General features: G+C 40.3%; 19 protein-coding genes, 1 other RNA gene and 2 pseudogenes. 13 read left to right on the plus strand and 9 right to left on the minus strand.

From position 1 onward, the window contains the following. The first annotated feature begins 14 nt into the window (after nucleotides 1–14). Nucleotides 15–1226, plus strand: coding sequence for an MFS transporter (locus PMAL9190_RS04145; RefSeq protein WP_235004274.1), 1212 nt, complete (start codon nucleotides 15–17; stop codon nucleotides 1224–1226). Nucleotides 1227–1304: 78 nt separating this feature from the next. Here PMAL9190_RS04145 and PMAL9190_RS04150 read toward each other — a convergent pair whose 3' ends face one another. Then, nucleotides 1305–1778, minus strand: a complete 474-nt coding sequence (locus tag PMAL9190_RS04150) for a hypothetical protein (protein WP_065166407.1) — start codon at nucleotides 1776–1778, stop codon at nucleotides 1305–1307. A gap of 129 nt (nucleotides 1779–1907) precedes the next feature. Continuing rightward, nucleotides 1908–2142: pseudogene (locus tag PMAL9190_RS04155) on the minus strand (glutathione synthase); the annotation flags it as partial. 307 nt (nucleotides 2143–2449) lie between these two features. Between PMAL9190_RS04155 and ald the strand changes: the two are divergent. From ald to uvrB, 3 genes are all read left to right on the plus strand, one after another. Continuing rightward, nucleotides 2450–3565 carry an alanine dehydrogenase gene (gene ald, locus PMAL9190_RS04160; RefSeq protein WP_087844041.1) on the plus strand — a complete coding sequence of 372 codons (1116 nt, stop codon included), beginning with the start codon at nucleotides 2450–2452 and terminating at the stop codon, nucleotides 3563–3565. A 211-nt stretch (nucleotides 3566–3776) separates the two neighbouring features. Next, nucleotides 3777–4664, plus strand: coding sequence for a DMT family transporter (locus PMAL9190_RS04165; protein ID WP_087844042.1), 888 nt, complete (start codon nucleotides 3777–3779; stop codon nucleotides 4662–4664). Between the two features lie 130 nt (nucleotides 4665–4794). Then, nucleotides 4795–6759: an excinuclease ABC subunit UvrB gene (gene uvrB, locus PMAL9190_RS04170; protein WP_087844043.1), complete on the plus strand. Its 1965-nt coding sequence runs from the start codon at nucleotides 4795–4797 to the stop codon at nucleotides 6757–6759. A gap of 85 nt (nucleotides 6760–6844) precedes the next feature. On the opposite strand, the gene nfsA is transcribed toward uvrB, so the two are convergent. Further along, nucleotides 6845–7567 (minus strand): oxygen-insensitive NADPH nitroreductase, encoded by a 723-nt coding sequence (nfsA, locus tag PMAL9190_RS04175; RefSeq protein WP_087844044.1) that lies wholly within the window; start codon nucleotides 7565–7567, stop codon nucleotides 6845–6847. 167 nt (nucleotides 7568–7734) lie between these two features. Between nfsA and PMAL9190_RS04180 the strand changes: the two genes are divergently transcribed. Next, the gene (locus PMAL9190_RS04180) at nucleotides 7735–8115 is read left to right on the plus strand and encodes a VOC family protein (RefSeq protein WP_087844045.1); all 381 of its coding nucleotides are present in this window, start codon (nucleotides 7735–7737) and stop codon (nucleotides 8113–8115) included. A gap of 1 nt (nucleotide 8116) precedes the next feature. Here PMAL9190_RS04180 and PMAL9190_RS04185 read toward each other — a convergent pair whose 3' ends face one another. Further along, entirely contained in the window at nucleotides 8117–8305 is a 189-nt protein-coding gene (locus PMAL9190_RS04185; protein WP_060997027.1) for a hypothetical protein, read from the minus strand. Between the two features lie 43 nt (nucleotides 8306–8348). Next, nucleotides 8349–8534: a hypothetical protein gene (locus PMAL9190_RS20165; RefSeq protein WP_159458353.1), complete on the minus strand. Its 186-nt coding sequence runs from the start codon at nucleotides 8532–8534 to the stop codon at nucleotides 8349–8351. 150 nt (nucleotides 8535–8684) lie between these two features. Between PMAL9190_RS20165 and dhiT the strand changes: the two are divergent. Both dhiT and dhiA read left to right on the plus strand, forming a co-directional pair. Continuing rightward, nucleotides 8685–8956: pseudogene (gene dhiT / locus PMAL9190_RS04195) on the plus strand (type II toxin-antitoxin system toxin DhiT). Next, nucleotides 8950–9474: a type II toxin-antitoxin system antitoxin DhiA gene (dhiA, locus tag PMAL9190_RS04200; RefSeq protein ID WP_087844048.1), complete on the plus strand. Its 525-nt coding sequence runs from the start codon at nucleotides 8950–8952 to the stop codon at nucleotides 9472–9474. Before dhiT ends, dhiA begins: the two are co-directional and overlap by 7 nt. Nucleotides 9475–9629: 155 nt before the next feature. On the opposite strand, the gene PMAL9190_RS20170 is transcribed toward dhiA, so the two are convergent. Beyond that, nucleotides 9630–9767, minus strand: a complete 138-nt coding sequence (locus tag PMAL9190_RS20170) for a hypothetical protein (protein WP_159458354.1) — start codon at nucleotides 9765–9767, stop codon at nucleotides 9630–9632. A 259-nt stretch (nucleotides 9768–10026) separates the two neighbouring features. Here PMAL9190_RS20170 and PMAL9190_RS04205 point away from each other — a divergent pair, with 259 nt between their 5' ends. The 3 genes from PMAL9190_RS04205 to lepB all read left to right on the plus strand — a co-directional run bounded on the left by PMAL9190_RS04205 (nucleotide 10027) and on the right by lepB (nucleotide 12574). After that, nucleotides 10027–10911: a hypothetical protein gene (locus tag PMAL9190_RS04205; RefSeq protein WP_087844049.1), complete on the plus strand. Its 885-nt coding sequence runs from the start codon at nucleotides 10027–10029 to the stop codon at nucleotides 10909–10911. Further along, the gene (locus tag PMAL9190_RS04210) at nucleotides 10895–11308 is read left to right on the plus strand and encodes a hypothetical protein (protein WP_087844050.1); all 414 of its coding nucleotides are present in this window, start codon (nucleotides 10895–10897) and stop codon (nucleotides 11306–11308) included. Before PMAL9190_RS04205 ends, PMAL9190_RS04210 begins: the two co-directional genes overlap by 17 nt. Before the next feature lie 384 nt (nucleotides 11309–11692). Beyond that, entirely contained in the window at nucleotides 11693–12574 is an 882-nt protein-coding gene (lepB, locus tag PMAL9190_RS04215; protein ID WP_065166416.1) for a signal peptidase I, read from the plus strand. A gap of 272 nt (nucleotides 12575–12846) precedes the next feature. Here the strand turns inward: lepB and ffs are convergent. Both ffs and PMAL9190_RS04225 read right to left on the minus strand, forming a co-directional pair. Then, nucleotides 12847–12943, minus strand: an RNA gene (gene ffs / locus PMAL9190_RS04220) — signal recognition particle sRNA small type. Nucleotides 12944–13111: 168 nt separating this feature from the next. Beyond that, complete coding sequence (locus PMAL9190_RS04225) at nucleotides 13112–13849, minus strand: VP0952 family biofilm-associated protein (RefSeq protein WP_087844051.1); 738 nt, start codon at nucleotides 13847–13849, stop codon at nucleotides 13112–13114. Between the two features lie 111 nt (nucleotides 13850–13960). On the opposite strand from PMAL9190_RS04225, the gene PMAL9190_RS04230 reads away from it, so the two are divergent. After that, the gene (locus tag PMAL9190_RS04230) at nucleotides 13961–14269 is read left to right on the plus strand and encodes an MGMT family protein (RefSeq protein ID WP_065166418.1); all 309 of its coding nucleotides are present in this window, start codon (nucleotides 13961–13963) and stop codon (nucleotides 14267–14269) included. A 64-nt stretch (nucleotides 14270–14333) separates the two neighbouring features. Then, a complete protein-coding gene (gene tesB / locus PMAL9190_RS04235) occupies nucleotides 14334–15191 on the plus strand; it encodes an acyl-CoA thioesterase II (RefSeq protein WP_087844052.1) in 858 nt (285 codons plus the stop codon). Between the two features lie 83 nt (nucleotides 15192–15274). On the opposite strand, the gene PMAL9190_RS04240 is transcribed toward tesB, so the two are convergent. After that, nucleotides 15275–15736 (minus strand): Lrp/AsnC family transcriptional regulator, encoded by a 462-nt coding sequence (locus PMAL9190_RS04240; protein WP_087844053.1) that lies wholly within the window; start codon nucleotides 15734–15736, stop codon nucleotides 15275–15277. 397 nt (nucleotides 15737–16133) lie between these two features. Here PMAL9190_RS04240 and PMAL9190_RS04245 point away from each other — a divergent pair, with 397 nt between their 5' ends. Then, on the plus strand, nucleotides 16134–17222 hold the full coding sequence (locus tag PMAL9190_RS04245) for a PLP-dependent cysteine synthase family protein (protein ID WP_200813376.1): 1089 nt from the start codon (nucleotides 16134–16136) through the stop codon (nucleotides 17220–17222). Nucleotides 17223–17321 lie beyond the last annotated feature (99 nt).

Below are 17321 nucleotides of genomic sequence, written 5' to 3' on the forward strand. Positions count from 1 at the left end.
ATTGGACTTACAACATGACAGCAATAACGAACACCGACTCAATGTGGCGTAATCAAAATTATATACGCCTGCTTGCTGCACAAATTATTTCTCTTATCGGAAGCGGTGTCAGTTCAGTTTGCTTGGCTTTACTTGCCTATAATTTGGCTGGGAATAATGCTGGTATGGTGTTAAGTATTGCGTTTGCCATTAAAATGGTCGCTTATATTGGTCTTGCACCTCTCTTTGGCGCTATTGCGCATCGGTTACCAAAAAAACACACCCTGATTATATTAGACATTGCACGCGCATTGCTGTTTTTATGCTTGCCGTTTGTGACTCATGTATGGCAAGTGTATGGGTTAATGTTTGCGATCAATGCATGCTCAGCGGGATTTTCGCCATTATTTCAATCGACATTACCCACAGTACTCCCCAATAAACATCAATATGCCACTGCACTTTCTTTAAGTCGAATGGCGTATGATTTAGAGCAGATAATCAGTCCGATCTTAGTTGCGATCCTGCTGACGGTTATTCAATTTAAGCAGCTATTCACTCTTGATGCCGCCACCTTTATTATCTCAGCAGGACTAATCTTATGCTGTAGTTTACCTAAACCTGCACCAACCATCGCAACCAAGATCAGTTTAAATAGCTTAACTCAAGGCATCAGTAACTACTTAAGTAAACCGAGCCTTAAAGCATTATGGTTTGCTTATTTAGCCGCTGCTAGCGCCTCGGCAATGGTGCTGGTTAATACTGTCGTTTATGTACATGACATCCTTCAAGGCAATCAAACCCAAACAGCATTAGCCTTAATGATAACGGGTTTAGGCTCAATGATTGTCGCACTGCAATTACCTAAATTACTGGATAAATATACTCCGCAGCATTTTCATTGGTTGGGATTAACCATTATTTGTGGGGCTTTTTTAATGGGGGTATTAACGCCCGGTTGGATTGGTTTTAGCTGTGTCTGCTTTGCCATGGGTGCAGGAATGTCATTTATTCAAACGTCGGCGGGGCTGATTATTACCAAAGCCTGCGATAACAATAATGAAGATACCGGACCGTATTTTGCAGCCCATTTTTCATTAACTCATTTTTGGTGGTTAATCACCTATTTAGTGGCAGGTATGAGCGTTAAATTATTTGGATTAAGTTACGGCTATTTAATCATGGGAGGGTTAGCTGTGGTGAGCTTTATTATTTATGCACGATTAAATCATCGCACGACACCATAACAATAATGCCAGCATTGGAACGCTTTAATCACTAATTTCGAAAAATGCTGGCGTTTATTGAGTCACAACAATACTGGTTTACAAATCCTCGACCGCAGAAGTAAAGCCATTGGCTGATAAATTAAACCCTGCGATATCGACATACTCTTTCTTTTGAAACAAGGCTAATACTCGATCCATATTGCCACCATTATTACCCGCATAAGCATGGGCAGTACAATTGTGGGTGCTTGGATTGTAATTGGTACTTACTCGTAATACGACTTCATCAGCAACATTAAGATTATTGAATGCAGGAACATATAACCAGTTTTTGCATGCTGCTGCTTGCGTTTCCATATGATCAACAAAATCTATACTTGATAACCGCTGCCCATTCGCAGTGAAATGGAAAATATAGGTTTGATAACCAAAATCCGTTTTAGTCACAATTTCATTTTGAGCAGGAAGAACTTGATAGCTATTATGCTGGGTTGTGCCCGCAAATGCAGCGGGTGCCACGAAAGATAAAGAAAGCAATAATGTCGAAATAACGGTGGTTCGGTTAAGCACAGCAGTAGACTCCAATGGCTAAATGACTCAAATAGTCATCTAATATGCCTTTTGGCGATAATAACTCAATAGTTTTTACGTCAATTTTAAGATTAACCACCGTATTTATACATATTTAACCCGCTTACATTAATCTATCAGCACCAATGACCAAAATCCCTTTACCGCTATGAATGCCACCCTCATTTTCAGTTGCGAGCTTACTACGAATTAAATATCCAGCATAACCATCGAACTCAGTAACAGGCTTACCATTAAAATATGCGCTAAATAACCCTATTTCACTGACTAAATCAGTAACGACTGTTGCCTGTGCATCACGAATAGCGACCGTCGGCACTTCACGCTCGTGAGGATATACTTGATTACATTTCCATAATACTGGAAATATAGTTTATCTTACATCAATCGTAACCGCTATTCATACCAATCAGTATTACTCTACAACTTTTTTAATTACTCACCTTATAAAACGCAAAAAACAACAATCATTTAGGCTGTGATATCGATCAAACTTAGATTAAACAACCACACCAACAGACAAACACAGTTAATAAGACCTAAATTTACTTTAAAAATAGTTACACACACCAATAAAGTTAATCTAACCTTATAGATATACCGATAACAAATAAATACATTCCAATAACACGAAATCAAGGTTGATTATTATGATCCTAGGTGTACCTAAAGAAATTAAAACTCATGAATACCGTGTTGGCATGGTTCCAGCCGCAGTTAAAGAAGTGGTTTCTCATGGACATGGTGTATATATCGAAACTCAAGCAGGATCGGGAATCGGCTTTAGCGATCAAGACTACATTGACGCAGGCGCGCAAATTTTACCCACTGCGGCTGCAGTATTTGCAGAATCAGACATGATTGTAAAGGTCAAAGAGCCACAACCAAGTGAACGTGCGATGCTACGTGAAGGCCAACTTCTATTTACTTATCTCCACCTCGCTCCCGATCCTGCCCAAACAGAAGATCTTATTCGCAGCAAGGCGATTTGTATTGCCTACGAAACAGTAACCGATCAACATGGGCGCTTACCTTTATTAGCACCGATGTCTGAAGTTGCAGGACGAATGTCAATTCAAGCCGGAGCATTTGCACTTGAAAAATCACGTGGAGGACGCGGAGTATTACTCGGTGGCGTTCCTGGCGTTGAGCCTGCGAAAATCGTTATTATTGGTGGCGGTGTGGTAGGTAATAATGCGGCACAAATGGCACTGGGGTTACAAGCCGATGTGGTAATTTTAGACCGCAATATTGATGTACTACGTCAACTTGATATTCAATTTAGGGGCAAACTAAAAACCGTCTATGCAACCAATGATGCTATTGAACGTCATGTCCTAGAAGCAGATTTGGTGATAGGTGCTGTGCTGGTTGTCGGTGCTGCAGCGCCAAAGCTTGTCACCGCAGAGATGATCAAAAAAATGAAATCTGGTGCAGCAATTGTTGATGTTGCTATTGACCAAGGAGGATGTGTGGCGACATCCCATCCAACAACCCATGATGAGCCAACCTATATTGTTAATGAAGTGGTGCATTATTGTGTGGCAAATATGCCCGGTGCGGTAGCGAGAACTTCTACGGTTGCGCTAAATAATGCCACCCTACCTTATATTGTTGAGCTGGCTAATAATGGTTATCAACAAGCACTGCAAAATAACCCGCATTTACGCAATGGATTAAATGTTTATCGTGGTCACATTACCTGTGAAAGTGTCGCTCAAGCACTTAATCTACCTTATGTAGCAGCAGAGAGTGTTATTGCTTAATTACTATTGCTATTGCTATTGCAGTGGCGAATTTAACTAGCTTAAAGCCTCGTTTATTAAACCTAATAGCCAACCTTTAACAGTTGGCTATTATTTTTTAACGTCCAAAATAGTTTGCTGAAAATCATGGTAGATCAGAAATAGACACTTTATGCTAATAAGAAATTATCCGTTTTTAATGGCATCAAATTAACCAAACGATAAAAATACCATGCAGACCAAAAACCATAATATGCTCGGTGCGATGTTAATTATCGTTGCTACCTTGTCATTAACCCTTAAAGACAGCGCTGATAAATACCTGATACAACACGGATACCACCCGATTCAAATGGTATTTTTTAGGTTTGCGATCCCTTTTTTATGCATGGCTATTTTTATGCCTAAGCAAACAAAAACGGCCATTTTTGCCACTAACACTAAATTAATCCTACGGGCGGTATTATTTTTAGTGTGTGCAGTAACGTCAGTGATTGCGTTAAAATATATACCGTTGGAAATGTATATCATCATTGTGCAAATGGGCAGTATCGCCTATATGCTCGGGGGGACCTTATTTTTCAAAGAAACCCTGACCCCAATAAAAATTATCGCAACCTTATTGGGCTTTGTTGGGGTAGTGGTGGTGATTAACCCAACCAATATAACAGGCTTACAGTGGGTGTATTTATTGCCTTTACTGATTGCGATAACAAACTCTGGTTACAACCTGATCACTAAAACTATTGATTCTAAGATCTCACTGCTGTCGGTGCTGATTAATTCGTTCTTTATTCTTGGCACTATTTCAAGCTTTCTACTCATTATTCAGCCGCAGATGTGGCAGACGCCAACACTAGCAGCCTTACCCTACTTTATCACTATTCCTATCGTCACTATTGTGTCGCAGCTGTGTTTAATTAAAGCCATGAACATTGCCGAAGCATCGCATGTTGCGCCGTTCTTTTATTTTCAGATTGTCTTTTCCTGCATCTTTGGCTACTGGTTATTTGATGAATTGCCAACCTATAACACCCTTGGTGGCGGATTATTTATCGTGATCGCAGGCCTGCTAATTACCTATTCCAATTATCGGTCCATAAAAAAAAGTCGCAGCTAATCAAGGCTAATATCGATTCATCTAGTATATTTCAATCAACATGGTCGATTATTGAGTTAGAGATTCGATTCAAATAAGCGTATGTTGACGTTAGAAACTAATAATAAATAGCTAAAAAAGGCGACTCACTATGCCGGACAATGTTTTTATTCTACATTCAAAATACCCACCTTCTGGCGACCAACCACAAGCGTTAGCTAAACTGATTGATGGCGTTGAGCAAGGCATCACTCACCAGACCCTAAAAGGGGTAACAGGATCAGGCAAAACCTTCACGATGGCGAATATGATCCATCGCTTACAGCGCCCAACACTGATTTTGGCACATAACAAAACCCTCGCCGCGCAACTTTATAGCGAAATGAAACGCTTCTTTCCTGAAAATGCGGTCGAATATTTTGTATCTTATTATGATTACTACCAACCTGAAGTTTATATTCCCGGCAGTGATCGCTTTATTCGTAAAGACTCAGCCATTAATGAGCAACTTGAACGGTTACGATTATCGACCACTAAATCCTTAATCGAGCGTAAAGATGTGATTGTCGTGGCATCGGTTTCGGCTATTTATGGCTTAGGCGATCCCGACCAATACCGCGCCGTACAAATTCCGCTATTTGTTGGCGCAACAATTACTCGCCAAGACTTTATTCAACGTTTAACCGCACTTCAATATAATCGCTGTGATCGCACCATTGAACGCGCCACGTTTCGAGTTCATGGTGATGTATTTGATATTTATCCTGCCGACTCGGAATCCAAAGCAGTACGAGCGGTATTGTTTGATGATCAGGTTGAAACCCTGCAATGGCTAGATCCATTAACAGGCAAAGTAGAAGGCGATATTGAGCACTACTTTGTATCCCCAAAAACCTTATATGCGGCCTCCAAAGAAAAGCTCACTCAAGCAGCGGTTAAGATACAGCAAGACTTAGCATTACGCGTTACTGAACTTAATCAGGATAATCGCATTATTGAAGCAGCGCGGTTATATGAACGTACCATGCATGATATCGAAATGATGCAGCAACTAGGCTACTGCTCTGGGCTTGAAAATTATGCCAGTTATATCAATGAGCGTGATGCGACGTTACCACCAATTACCTTATTAGATTATTTACCCAAAGACGGGTTATTATTTATTGATGAATCACACGTGATGGTGCCGCAAATATCGGCAATGCAACGCAGTGATCAAAGCCGCAAAGAAACGCTAATTGATTATGGTTTTCGCTTACCGTCAGCCAAAAACAATCGCCCACTAACATTTAAAGAATTTGAGAAAATCAAACCACAAACGATCTTTGTATCAGCAACCCCTGGCGACTATGAGCTTAAACAATCTCAAGGCCATGTTGTCGAACAGATTATTCGTCCAACAGGTTTACTCGATCCGATTGTTGAAGTACGGCCGCTCGCCACCCAAGTTGATGATTTACTAGAACAAATAGCGCAACGGGTCATAAAAAATGAACGGGTATTAGTCACCACCCTGACCAGAAAAAGTGCCGAGTCTTTATATGAATTAATGCAGCAACACGGCATTAAAGTCAGCTATATTCATGCCGATGTCAAAACCCAACAACGGGTAGAGATCATCGATGCGCTCCGCCAAGGTCAATATGATGTATTAATCGGCATCAACTTATTACGCGAAGGGCTGGATATTCCAGAAGCATCGTTGGTAGCGATTCTGGATGCGGATCATGCTGGTTTCTTACGTTCGAGCCAAGCCTTAATTCAAATCATTGGTCGAGCCGCCCGTAATGCCAACGGTAAAGCCATTTTATATGCCGATAAAATCACGCCAGCGATGAAAAGCGCGATTGATGAATCACAGCAGCGTCGTCAGCGCCAACAGCTCTATAATCAAGCGCATCAGATTACGCCAACCTCATCGCAGCGCAGTGTCATCACTGCTACAGATGAAGGCATACACTCAGCTGAGTTTTGTGCCAACATTGCAGATTTATGCCAGCAGATCACTGCCACTGAGAAAGGATTATTAACCGCTTGTGATAATAACGATGATGCCCAAATACAATCAATAAGAGCCGAGCTTGATAAGCTATATCGGCAGTTTATTTATATGTAATCTTCATCAATATCGGGTAGCGATAATAACCTATTCGCTACCCTTTTTATTGATAGTTACTAACCTCATCGAGGCTCAACAAGCGCTATTTTTCCATCAGCCCTTTACTGTGAAAATATTCCGCTATAAATGGACGCGACTCTTTTGAAAGGGTTTGAGTAACGGTGTTAGACCAATCTTGGTGTTTATTATGGCTTGAACGCTGCTGGTAATATGCCATCGTTTGTTGATCATATTGTGCTAACAGTGGTTTATTTAATGGCTGATACTCATTTTGATGTAAAATCATAGCCATTGGTAAACGCGGTTTTAATTGTGGATCTTGCGCAGGTACACCTAAACACATACCAAATAAAACCGCACAATACGGCGGTAAGTTAAGTAGCGCATCAACCTCATGCGGATTATTACGCAGCCCACCAATATACACGCCACCAAGACCCATTGATTCCGCAGCGACTAAACAGTTTTGCGCCATAATACCGCTATCAATTGCGCCAATTAAGGCTAACTCAGTATATTCAGGTTTGATCTCAGTGCTAATTGAATAATGACGTTGATAATCAATACAAAACACCAAAAACTCAGCCGCTTGAGCAACATAAGGTTGATCACCAGCAAGGTGCGCCAATGCTGCTCGCTTATTTGGATCAGTGATACGAATAATAGAGGTCGCTTGGATCATACTTGAGCTAGAAGCCGCAATACCTGCCGCAATGATCGCATTTAATTGCTCATCAGAAATAGCAGCGTCAGTAAAACTGCGGATCGAGCGATGATTGAGTATTGTTTCAATTGTGGTGTTCATAACAAGCAGCCTATAAAAAGATTTAATTAACCATAATATTAATCACCAAAGCTGCAACAATTTTTTCAGTAATCTATTTTATCAACCTATATTAAATCAAGTATCACCACACTCGGTTTAATATGATATCGTCGATAGCAAATTATTGAGAGATAAGGAGTTACTCAATGAAGCTTAGTCATCTTGATCATTTAGTGTTAACCGTCGCTAATATAAATGTGAGTGCTAACTTTTATCAACGGGTGCTTGGCATGGAATTAATCACCTTTGGCGATAATCGGTTTGCACTTCGGTTTGGTAATCAAAAGATCAACCTCCACCAGCATGGCGCAGAATTTGAGCCTAAGGCCGCCACAGTGCAAGTTGGCAGTGCTGATTTATGTTTTATTGCCACCACTGCTCTGGATGAGGTTCAACAACATCTGCAAGCGCAAGATATCATTATTATCGAAGGCCCTGTTGAACGCACTGGCGCAACGGGAAAAATCATCTCGCTCTATTTTCGCGATCCCGATGGTAATTTAATTGAGGTTGCAAATAGGCTTTAAATTAAATAGTTATTTTTCGGCGCGTGACGATTTGCTTAAATAGCGTTAATTGCTTTTCCGATAACTGACCATGATGAATTAAGGTTTGATTTAAGTTACTTAAATAATCACGCTCCCAATGGGTTAGAGATTCAGAATGCAATAACAACACCGTATTCACTTTATGCATTAACTCAGTATCCTGCGCCATCGCCTTTTTCACTCACCTTAATTAACATCGAGTATTGATATCATCACTCAGCAGCATTAACAATCCCTTTCAAGCAACTATCGTCATTTCCGTCAGGAAATTCAATTCTCCCGTTATAGCCGCCGTAAAGACCAATTAGCCATTGCCATTGCCATTGCCATTGCCATTGCCATTGCCATTGCCAGCAGTTAATACCAACTCTCCCATCATTGCCAACAGTGAATGCCAAACCAAATCCCGTCATTCCCTACAGTGAGGTTACGAACGAGATAGGGAATCTACTCACAGCGCGTTGAAACCTAAAAGTATTAACCCCCCTATTTGTCTCCACAAAGATACAGTGCTATAGTTTGTGCATAATAAGTCTATTGAGGTTCACATGCCCGAAATTGATGTATTGCTGGGGCTTTCTTTTTGTATGTATTTCTTTGATAACAAACAGCACAAACTGCCTCATGTCCATATAAAATATGGCGGCTATGAACTTATCGTAGCAATAGAAACAGCTGAAAGTTTAGAGGGTTATCTTCCAAATAAACAGCGAAAACGAGCAGAAGCACACATTGAAAATAACCGTGAAAAGTTACTTAAAATGTGGGCAAAAGCTGTCAACGGCGAGAATCCAGGTAAGCTATAGGTGATGTATGCTAAAAGTAATTGATGTTGATTGGTTGGAAGGCTTCAAACTTGAGTTAACATTTAGTGATGGCTTTTGTGGTGAAGTAGACCTCAAAGATATTTTCCAGAAACCTGCTTTTAAATTAGTGCGTGATTTTAAGCGCTTTGCCTTACGTAGCGACGGTTCATTAGATTGGGAAGGCGTTGATCTTCCAGCAAGCGTCCTTCGAGAACTCGCAGTCGGTCGTTATATTGATTCGCCTCTCAACCTTATTAATGTTCAAGAGATGGAACAAGTTATTAAACAAGCCGCTTGGGATTCAATGAAAGAGGGTCGTGTTGATATTCTTCAAGCAGCCATTCGCTCATATGTTGAATTTTTCGGTCACAGTCAGGTCGTTGAACGCGCAGGAATAAAAAGCCGTACCAGTGCTTATAAATCATTAAAACCTGAAACATCGCCAAGTTTTGGTACGTTAGTGCAGCTAGGCCATGCGGTAATTGAAATAGCTCAAGATCAGGCAAAGTCATCTGATATAAACCGTATATAATAAGTCATCAATACGACCATATTCACTCGACACTATAACATTATAGATGTCGAGTGTTTTTGTTAGTGGCTAATTTCATCATAATTTACGCCCCATTATAGTAAGCACTCCCCCGACTGTTATTGATATCAACAACCATCACCGAGTAAATAAACTCATTCATATAAGCAACCACCGTCATTACCGCCAGTAAATGTCAATTCTCCCGTTATAGCCGCTGTAAAGACCAATTTGCCATTGCCAGCAGTTAATACCAACTCTCCCATCATTGCCAACAGTGAATGCCAAACCAAATCCCGTCATTCCCTACAGTGAGGTTACGAACGGAATAGGGAATCTACTCACAGCGCGTTGGGTTTTCAAATTAAATATATTAGTGCCCTATTTTGTGATTACTCTCGGGATTAATAACTAAAAATGTATCTGATTTATAATGGTTTTTATATTATGAAGATATACATACGAGCGCATTTTAAAGGGCAAATTCGAGCACGTTGTTAATATAATAAGTTGTTATAACTACTTTTTTAGAATGGTGTAAGGAGATATAGATTGTACGAAAGTTCATTTGAGATTCGGCTTGATTATAAACCTTCAACAGGCCGACCGGATCGGGTGTTTTTAGCGATGGCTGCTTATGTTACAGCGTTTGAAAATCTAACGTTCACAGTTGGTAAATCAATTGATGCAGACCTCAATTTTTCTTATGAACTTTCTGGGGTTGAAATTGGTTCTCTAAAAAGTATCATCAAATGTAAATCTGGATTAGATAAAGTTGCGAACGCACTATCATCAATCCCAAGATATATTGCTAACTCAATGGTTGACTTGGAAAGTGTTGATACTGAAGAAACGATAGATATTGCAGTTAAAGGTGTTGAGAACGAATTGTTAGCTCATGGTGCTGTTCAGTTCCCCAATCAAGTAAACATTGATCGTTACCAGTATGCCAAAGATATTAAAGGGTTATGTAAAGCCTCTGAATTGCTTGTCGATGGAGAGACAATAGATATTTTAACTCCTGAAGTGAGTAATGTTATATGTCTTAATACTCGAGTTAAATTCAACAAAGAAGTTGATGAACTTTTCATTGAAGATCGTACTGATATAAAAAAAATTGAAACCTTGCTTGTCAGGAAACCTGTATTTCTAGGTGATTCACAGTGGGATTTTAAAAGTGTTGAAAGAAATATCTCTTTCTCAGCTCCAATTGAACATAAAGAATGGCTTGAACGTTATCAAAGTTGTGAATTAGGCCATTTAGACCCTGGAGATGCATTAATTGCTTTTGTTGGTTATCAAGCTATTAGGCTTAAAGGCTCTAAAGTGTACACACACAAGCAACATCGAGTAATGCATATTGAACGGGTAATTAAAGGTAAAGATCTTCAAATTCGTATTGAGGAAGCGGAGAAATTACGTGAAGACAGCAAATAGTAACTTTCTTGCTTTAGTTGCTGATTATATATTCGTAATTTTACCTTTTATCATAATACTTATTGTTCGAAGTGCACAAGGCGCTACAGGTTCATTTTATATGCTTCCTGATTGGGGAATTGCAGCAACTATCGTGTATGGGCAGTTAATAGTGAAGTTAGCGACAGCATTGGCAAAAACTAATAAGCCTAAGAAAACATCAGCAGTGAGTTTTTATTTAACAGTCTTGGTTGCATTTGGTTTGGTTGTGAATGTGGTAATTAATATCTTGATGCTTGTTATTCCAAATGAAGTGTTGGGGAAAACTCAAATTGTACTCTTTGGGTTTGCCACTCTTTGCCATTTTATCTTAGGCTCCGCAGTTAATCATATAGAGTCAGCTGCAGAGAAAGCGTAGTTATAACAGATAAGGATATGCACCGCGCAGCCAACACCTATTTGAAATATCAAGTAGCCAAATCCACCTTATATAAATATTGCAAATATCATCAAGGGTGATTCTCAAAATAAGTCGAGCATTATCCTTGGTGTCACCCCATCAATAAAATTCATTGGCTTCTTTAAGGCTCAAGCACGCTTTGAATAGATCACGGATAGCTTCGTTCCTCAACTTTCGAGATGACGAATAATGGGCTGAGTGCATACACTATCAGACTAACTTAAGAGTTTAGTGAGATCATAGTTTACAAAATCTGACCATTTTATTTAGCAGCTGAATCATGTTCAATAAGCAGTACTATTATTTATAGATTATTCTATTTACACATTTTTGAGATTGCACATGCTTTCAGTATTCAACGCCGCAGAATTGTTCTCACTCATTCTTACTCTCGCGACTCTAATAACAGGTATTGTGTTCGCGTTAGATAAGTTCGTTTGGCAACCAAAACGTAAAGAGCAGCCACAACAGAGTCGATCTGGTTGGGTTGATCAAGCACGCTCACTGTTTCCGGTGTTGTTTGCTATTTTGATTATTCGATCTTTTATTATCGAACCTTTTCAAATTCCAAGTGGCTCAATGCAACCAACCTTGCTGCCGGGTGATTTTATTGGGGTAGAAAAATTCGCTTACGGACTCCGTGATCCTATTTTCCACAAAACCTTAATTCCTACAGGTAAACCGCAACGTGGTGACATTACCGTATTTATTGATCCATCTAACCCAAAGATCGATTTAATCAAACGTATTGTTGGTTTACCGGGTGATACCGTTATTTACCAAAACAAAACCCTGTATATTAAGCCTGCTTGTAATGGTCAAAAAGTCTGCCCTGTCGCGCAAGAAGTGCCGAAACAATATGTGGGCTTAACTAACTTTACAGAGCAAGGGGTGCGGTTAGATGAATACAACGAGCAACTAGGCACAGTTAATCATCACATTTTGCGTGATCCTGCATTACCTGAACAACTTTACCGTTATTACCAACAGCCAGGTTCACCAATGGGCGAATGGGTTGTGCCAAAAGGTCATTACTTTGCGATGGGTGATAATCGAGATAATAGTTTAGATAGCCGTTACTGGGGCTTTATGCCAGAGCAAAACTTAGTCGGCAAGGCGACCTTTATTTGGATCAGCTTTACGTTCAACCATAATCCAAATTCAATGTGGCCACACTGGTTACCTGATGGAGTTCGCTTCCACCGTATTGGTCGTATTCACTAGCACCACCGCAACCAGTAAGCTCAAATCAAAAAAGCCGATATGCTAATACCATGTCGGTTTTTTTTAGCTTAACAGCGCTGAGAGTTTGAGAGTTTGAGAGTTTGAGAGTTTGAGAGTTTGAGAGTTTGAGAGTTTGAGAGTTTGAAGATTACAACAAAGAGATATTAAAAAACAACAGCGACAAGCTAATATTGAACTACACTATAGAAAGTTATAATTAAATTAACTATTTGATAGAATGGGGATTTTCTGAATTTTAGATGGGTGGAAGCCCCCACCAGCCACATCCCGGCACACACGACGCCTGCTGCGGTTGCTCCCTTCCGGGCCTGGCCGAGTTCACAGGTTAGTGTTGCGGGAGGACCAATGGGGGCCTCCATAGATTCTTTGTCTCTTTCGAGAACGGGAAGGATTATCTATTAACCTCGCCCACAATGCAAGCCGTTATCTTACGCTTTTGTTTAACTGCTGATTATTTATGCAAAATAAAACAAAATTGTAATAAAGTCAGCCTATTGGTCACTGTTAGGGATGGTGTTATTCATCTTCCTCTTCAGGTTCATCCAGTAACGATTCCCCTAATAAGCCGCCGCCTAACACTAACAACCATGATACTAAAATAGGATTGGCAACACTGAACTGTGGCAGCACCACTAAGGTTGTAAACCCTATTGCAGGTAATACACAGGCTAAACGCGGAATCCAATCTTGATGATGCATTTTAACTAGGCTTTGTAGTGCGGCTATTAAGCCAGTGACACATAATCCAACTAACGCTGCCGCTTCCATGCCGCCAAGCCACAGTGGAAATACAGCAAACAATGGCCACCACGTATTACCAGTGATCGGACGCCAACAACGGGCGGCATACCAAATTACACCAATCGCGATAATTTGGATCACGGTAGCACTAATACTACCTTCAAGTTTACCCTCGCCTTGTAATGCCATTAGACCGACGTTCATAGACAGCACAATCGACACCATTAAAGCACCAAGTTGCCAACAACCTTTAGCCGAGGTACAGATCATCAGGATCGGTAACATCATGAACAAACTGATAGATAATGCCAATGGTTGCTCTGGCAGCACTGCGCCATACGCACCAAGTCCAAATACTAACAACCACCCTGCAACTCCACTTTGCGGTAATAACCACAACGCGGGAATAGCAAGTGCTAACACTGGCAGCTCTCCTGCCGTTGGGCCAAGAGCACTTACACCTAACACCGTTAAAATTAAACTAACGGCAACTAATGAAGCAGCATACAACATGGCAACACCTCCTTGCGTTATCCTGTTGTCTAAAAAGATAGAGCCGCTATTATATAACAAGCATATTATTTACTATTTACCGAGTATATTTGTTAACGGCTACTTATAAATATGGACGACTTTTCCAATCAAATCTATAGCCAAGTCTATCAAATTCCATTTGGGCGAGTTTCAACCTATGGCGATATAGCAAAATTTGCCGGTTATCCCGGTTATGCTCGTCATGTCGGTCGCTTAATGGCAACCTTACCCGAAGGGTCAACAATTCCTTGGCATCGCGTGATTAACAGCCAAGGTCGTATATCATTAACCGGTGAAGCACTCGCAAGACAAATTACTGCATTGCGAGCAGAACAGGTTGAAGTATCCGATAGCGGACGGCTATCACTGCGCTATTATCGTTGGCAAGGGCACTCGTAGGCATATTGGCACTAAAGTTAAATAGGCTTACCATTGTTTTAGTTTTTATTTTTCAGGATATACCATGAGCAAACAATTAGATGAACTACTCACTCTGCTGCAATTAGAGCAAATTGAACGTGAACTCTTTCGAGGCCAAAGTGAAAATTTAGGTTTGCCACAGGTATATGGCGGTCAAGTTATTGGTCAGTCTTTGTCTGCAGCACAACAAACGGTAGATCCAGATCGCCACTTACATTCTTTTCATAGCTACTTTCTGTTACCTGGCAACCCAGAAAAGCCGATTATTTATGACGTAGAGACCCTACGTGATGGCAAAAGTTTTAGTACTCGTCGTGTTAAAGCGATTCAAAATGGTCGCCCTATCTTTTACTTAACCGCATCGTACCAAATTGATGAATCTGGATTTGAACACCAATCGGTAATGCCAACAGTTGCAGGGCCTGAAGGTTTAGCCTCTGAAAGTGAATTGGTTGAATCTGTAGCCCAATATTTACCGCCAAAGATTGTTGAAACCTTTGGTCACAAGCGTCCAATTGAAGTGCGTCCAGTGACGGTGGTTAATCCATTAAAACCGACCATTGAAGATCCTAAACAATATTTATGGATCAAAACCAATGGTGAGATGCCAAATGACTTAAGTATTCACCAATATATGCTGGCTTATGCCTCTGATTGGGGATTTTTAACTACCTCACTCCACCCGCATGGCGTGACATTGTTCAGCCCTCGTATGCAGGTTGCTACTATTGACCACTCAATGTGGTTCCATCGCCCATTTAAAGTCGATGAGTGGTTACTGTATGTCATTGATAGTCCATCAGCCAGCGGGTCACGCGGTATTGTTCGAGGTGAGATTTATAACCAACAAGGGCAATTAGTCGCAACAGCAGTACAGGAAGGACTGATTCGCCAGCGTTAATGCACACTCGTTGTACTGCCTAAAAATAACCCCGAGCCACTATTGATAATGACTCGGGGTTATTTTTAGTATAAATACAATATTTAAACAGGTAAGGCAGTGGTATATTTAAGTGGTTCCATAGCAAAGGTGGAAGTCACATTAGTCAGATCAGCAACAGAAGCCACTAACTTTTTATATAAATTATCAAAAGCCTGCATATCCGCAACTTGTACTTTCATCATATAATCATACTCTCCCGCCATACGATAAAACTCCATCACTTCAGGAAAATCTGTCACAGTCGTAACAAAATGATTAAACCAATCTTGCGAGTGATTGCTGGTTTTTATTTGCACGAAAGCAGTAAATGCGATACCTAATTTGACCGGATCAAGCAAAGCAACCCGTTGCCGTAAAATACCATCTTCTTCAAGACGTTTTAGTCGTTTCCAACAGGGTGTGGTTGTTAAATTCACAGCGTCTGCAAGCTCAGCCAACGGCATGGTTGCATCATCTTGTAACAAACGTAATAACGTTCTATCAACACTATCTAAAACTGCCATTCATTCCACCAATTACAACAAAAGGGTAAATACTTACTAAAAAATACCTCTTATTCAGCGAAGAGGCAAAAAAAATCATCCATTATGACGATCAGTGTCAGTTTATTAGGGCGAATTAACAGTAAACGCGCTTTGATTTGCGCTATAAAGTGGTAACATTTGATTATACACAACGGAAACAATGATACTCATATTCCATAAAATGAATATTAAATAGCACCAAATTGCAATAAAAAAACAAAAAGTAGAAAAACCTTCTATTTATAATTCAATAAATAGCAAACAAGGCAATGTTTTTCCCCGTATTTATGTTTACTATATACCCAGTTGCTTCAAGGGAGTTGATTAAGTAAACACTCGATGGATTCGAATTAAGCAAAGAGGTAATACTATGACGATGACAGTAAATACCGTACAAGAGCAAAATGCTTGGATCAGTAACGCAATAAAAGTGATTGAAGCTGACTACCAACGTTCTGCTGATACCCATTTAATTAAATTAGATATTCCAAGCCTTGAAGGTATCGATCTTTATCTAAAAGATGAAAGTACTCATCCTACTGGAAGTCTCAAACATCGTTTAGCGCGTTCACTGTTTTTATATGCCTTATGTAATGGTTGGATCAATCAAGATACCACAGTGATTGAATCATCATCTGGTAGTACAGCTGTCTCTGAAGCCTACTTTGCACGTTTACTCGGGCTGCCTTTTATTGCTGTCGTTCCACGTAAAACAGCCCGTAAAAAAATTGAACAAATTGAATTTTACGGTGGTAAGGCCCATTTTGTTGACTCTTCGGCAGCTATTTATGATGAATCACGCCGCCTAGCAAAAGAATTAAATGGTCACTATATGGACCAATTTACTTATGCTGAGCGTGCAACTGACTGGCGTGGTAACAACAACATTGCCAATAGCATTTTTAATCAAATGAAATTTGAGCGCTTTCCTATTCCAACATGGATAGTGATGAGCCCAGGCACTGGCGGTACATCAGCAACAATTGGTCGTTATATTCGTTACCAAATGCATCCAACCCAATTGTGTGTGGTTGATCCTGAAAACTCAGTGTTCTATGACTATTTCATCAATCGAGATGCAACGATTACTTTAGATTCTGGTAGCCGTATCGAAGGTATTGGTCGACCACGGGTTGAACCAAGTTTTATTCCTAATGTAATCAGTGAAATGCGAAAAATTCCTGATGCTGCAAGTGTGGCAACAGTACATTGGCTACAACATATTATTGGCCGTAAGGCGGGCGCATCAACAGGCACTAACCTGTATGGCGTATTGCAATTAGCGGCTGAAATGAAACAACGTGGTGAAACAGGTTCCATTGTGACGTTATTGTGCGATAGCGGTGAGCGTTATTTAGATACTTATTACAATGACGAATGGATCGCTGCCAATATTGGTGATACCAGTGCTTACTTTGCCCAATTACAACAGCTACAACAAACAGGAACATGGCAAGCAATATAGCCAACAAACAACCCCTTGAGCTGGTTAGCTACAGCGCCAGCTCCCCTTTTTAGTATTTTGTGTCTTTAAACAAATATGAGTACAGGCTAAGTACCCTCT

Origin of the sequence: Photobacterium malacitanum (genome assembly GCF_900185615.1) — a bacterium.
GTDB classification, from domain to species: Bacteria; Pseudomonadota; Gammaproteobacteria; order Enterobacterales; family Vibrionaceae; genus Photobacterium; species Photobacterium malacitanum.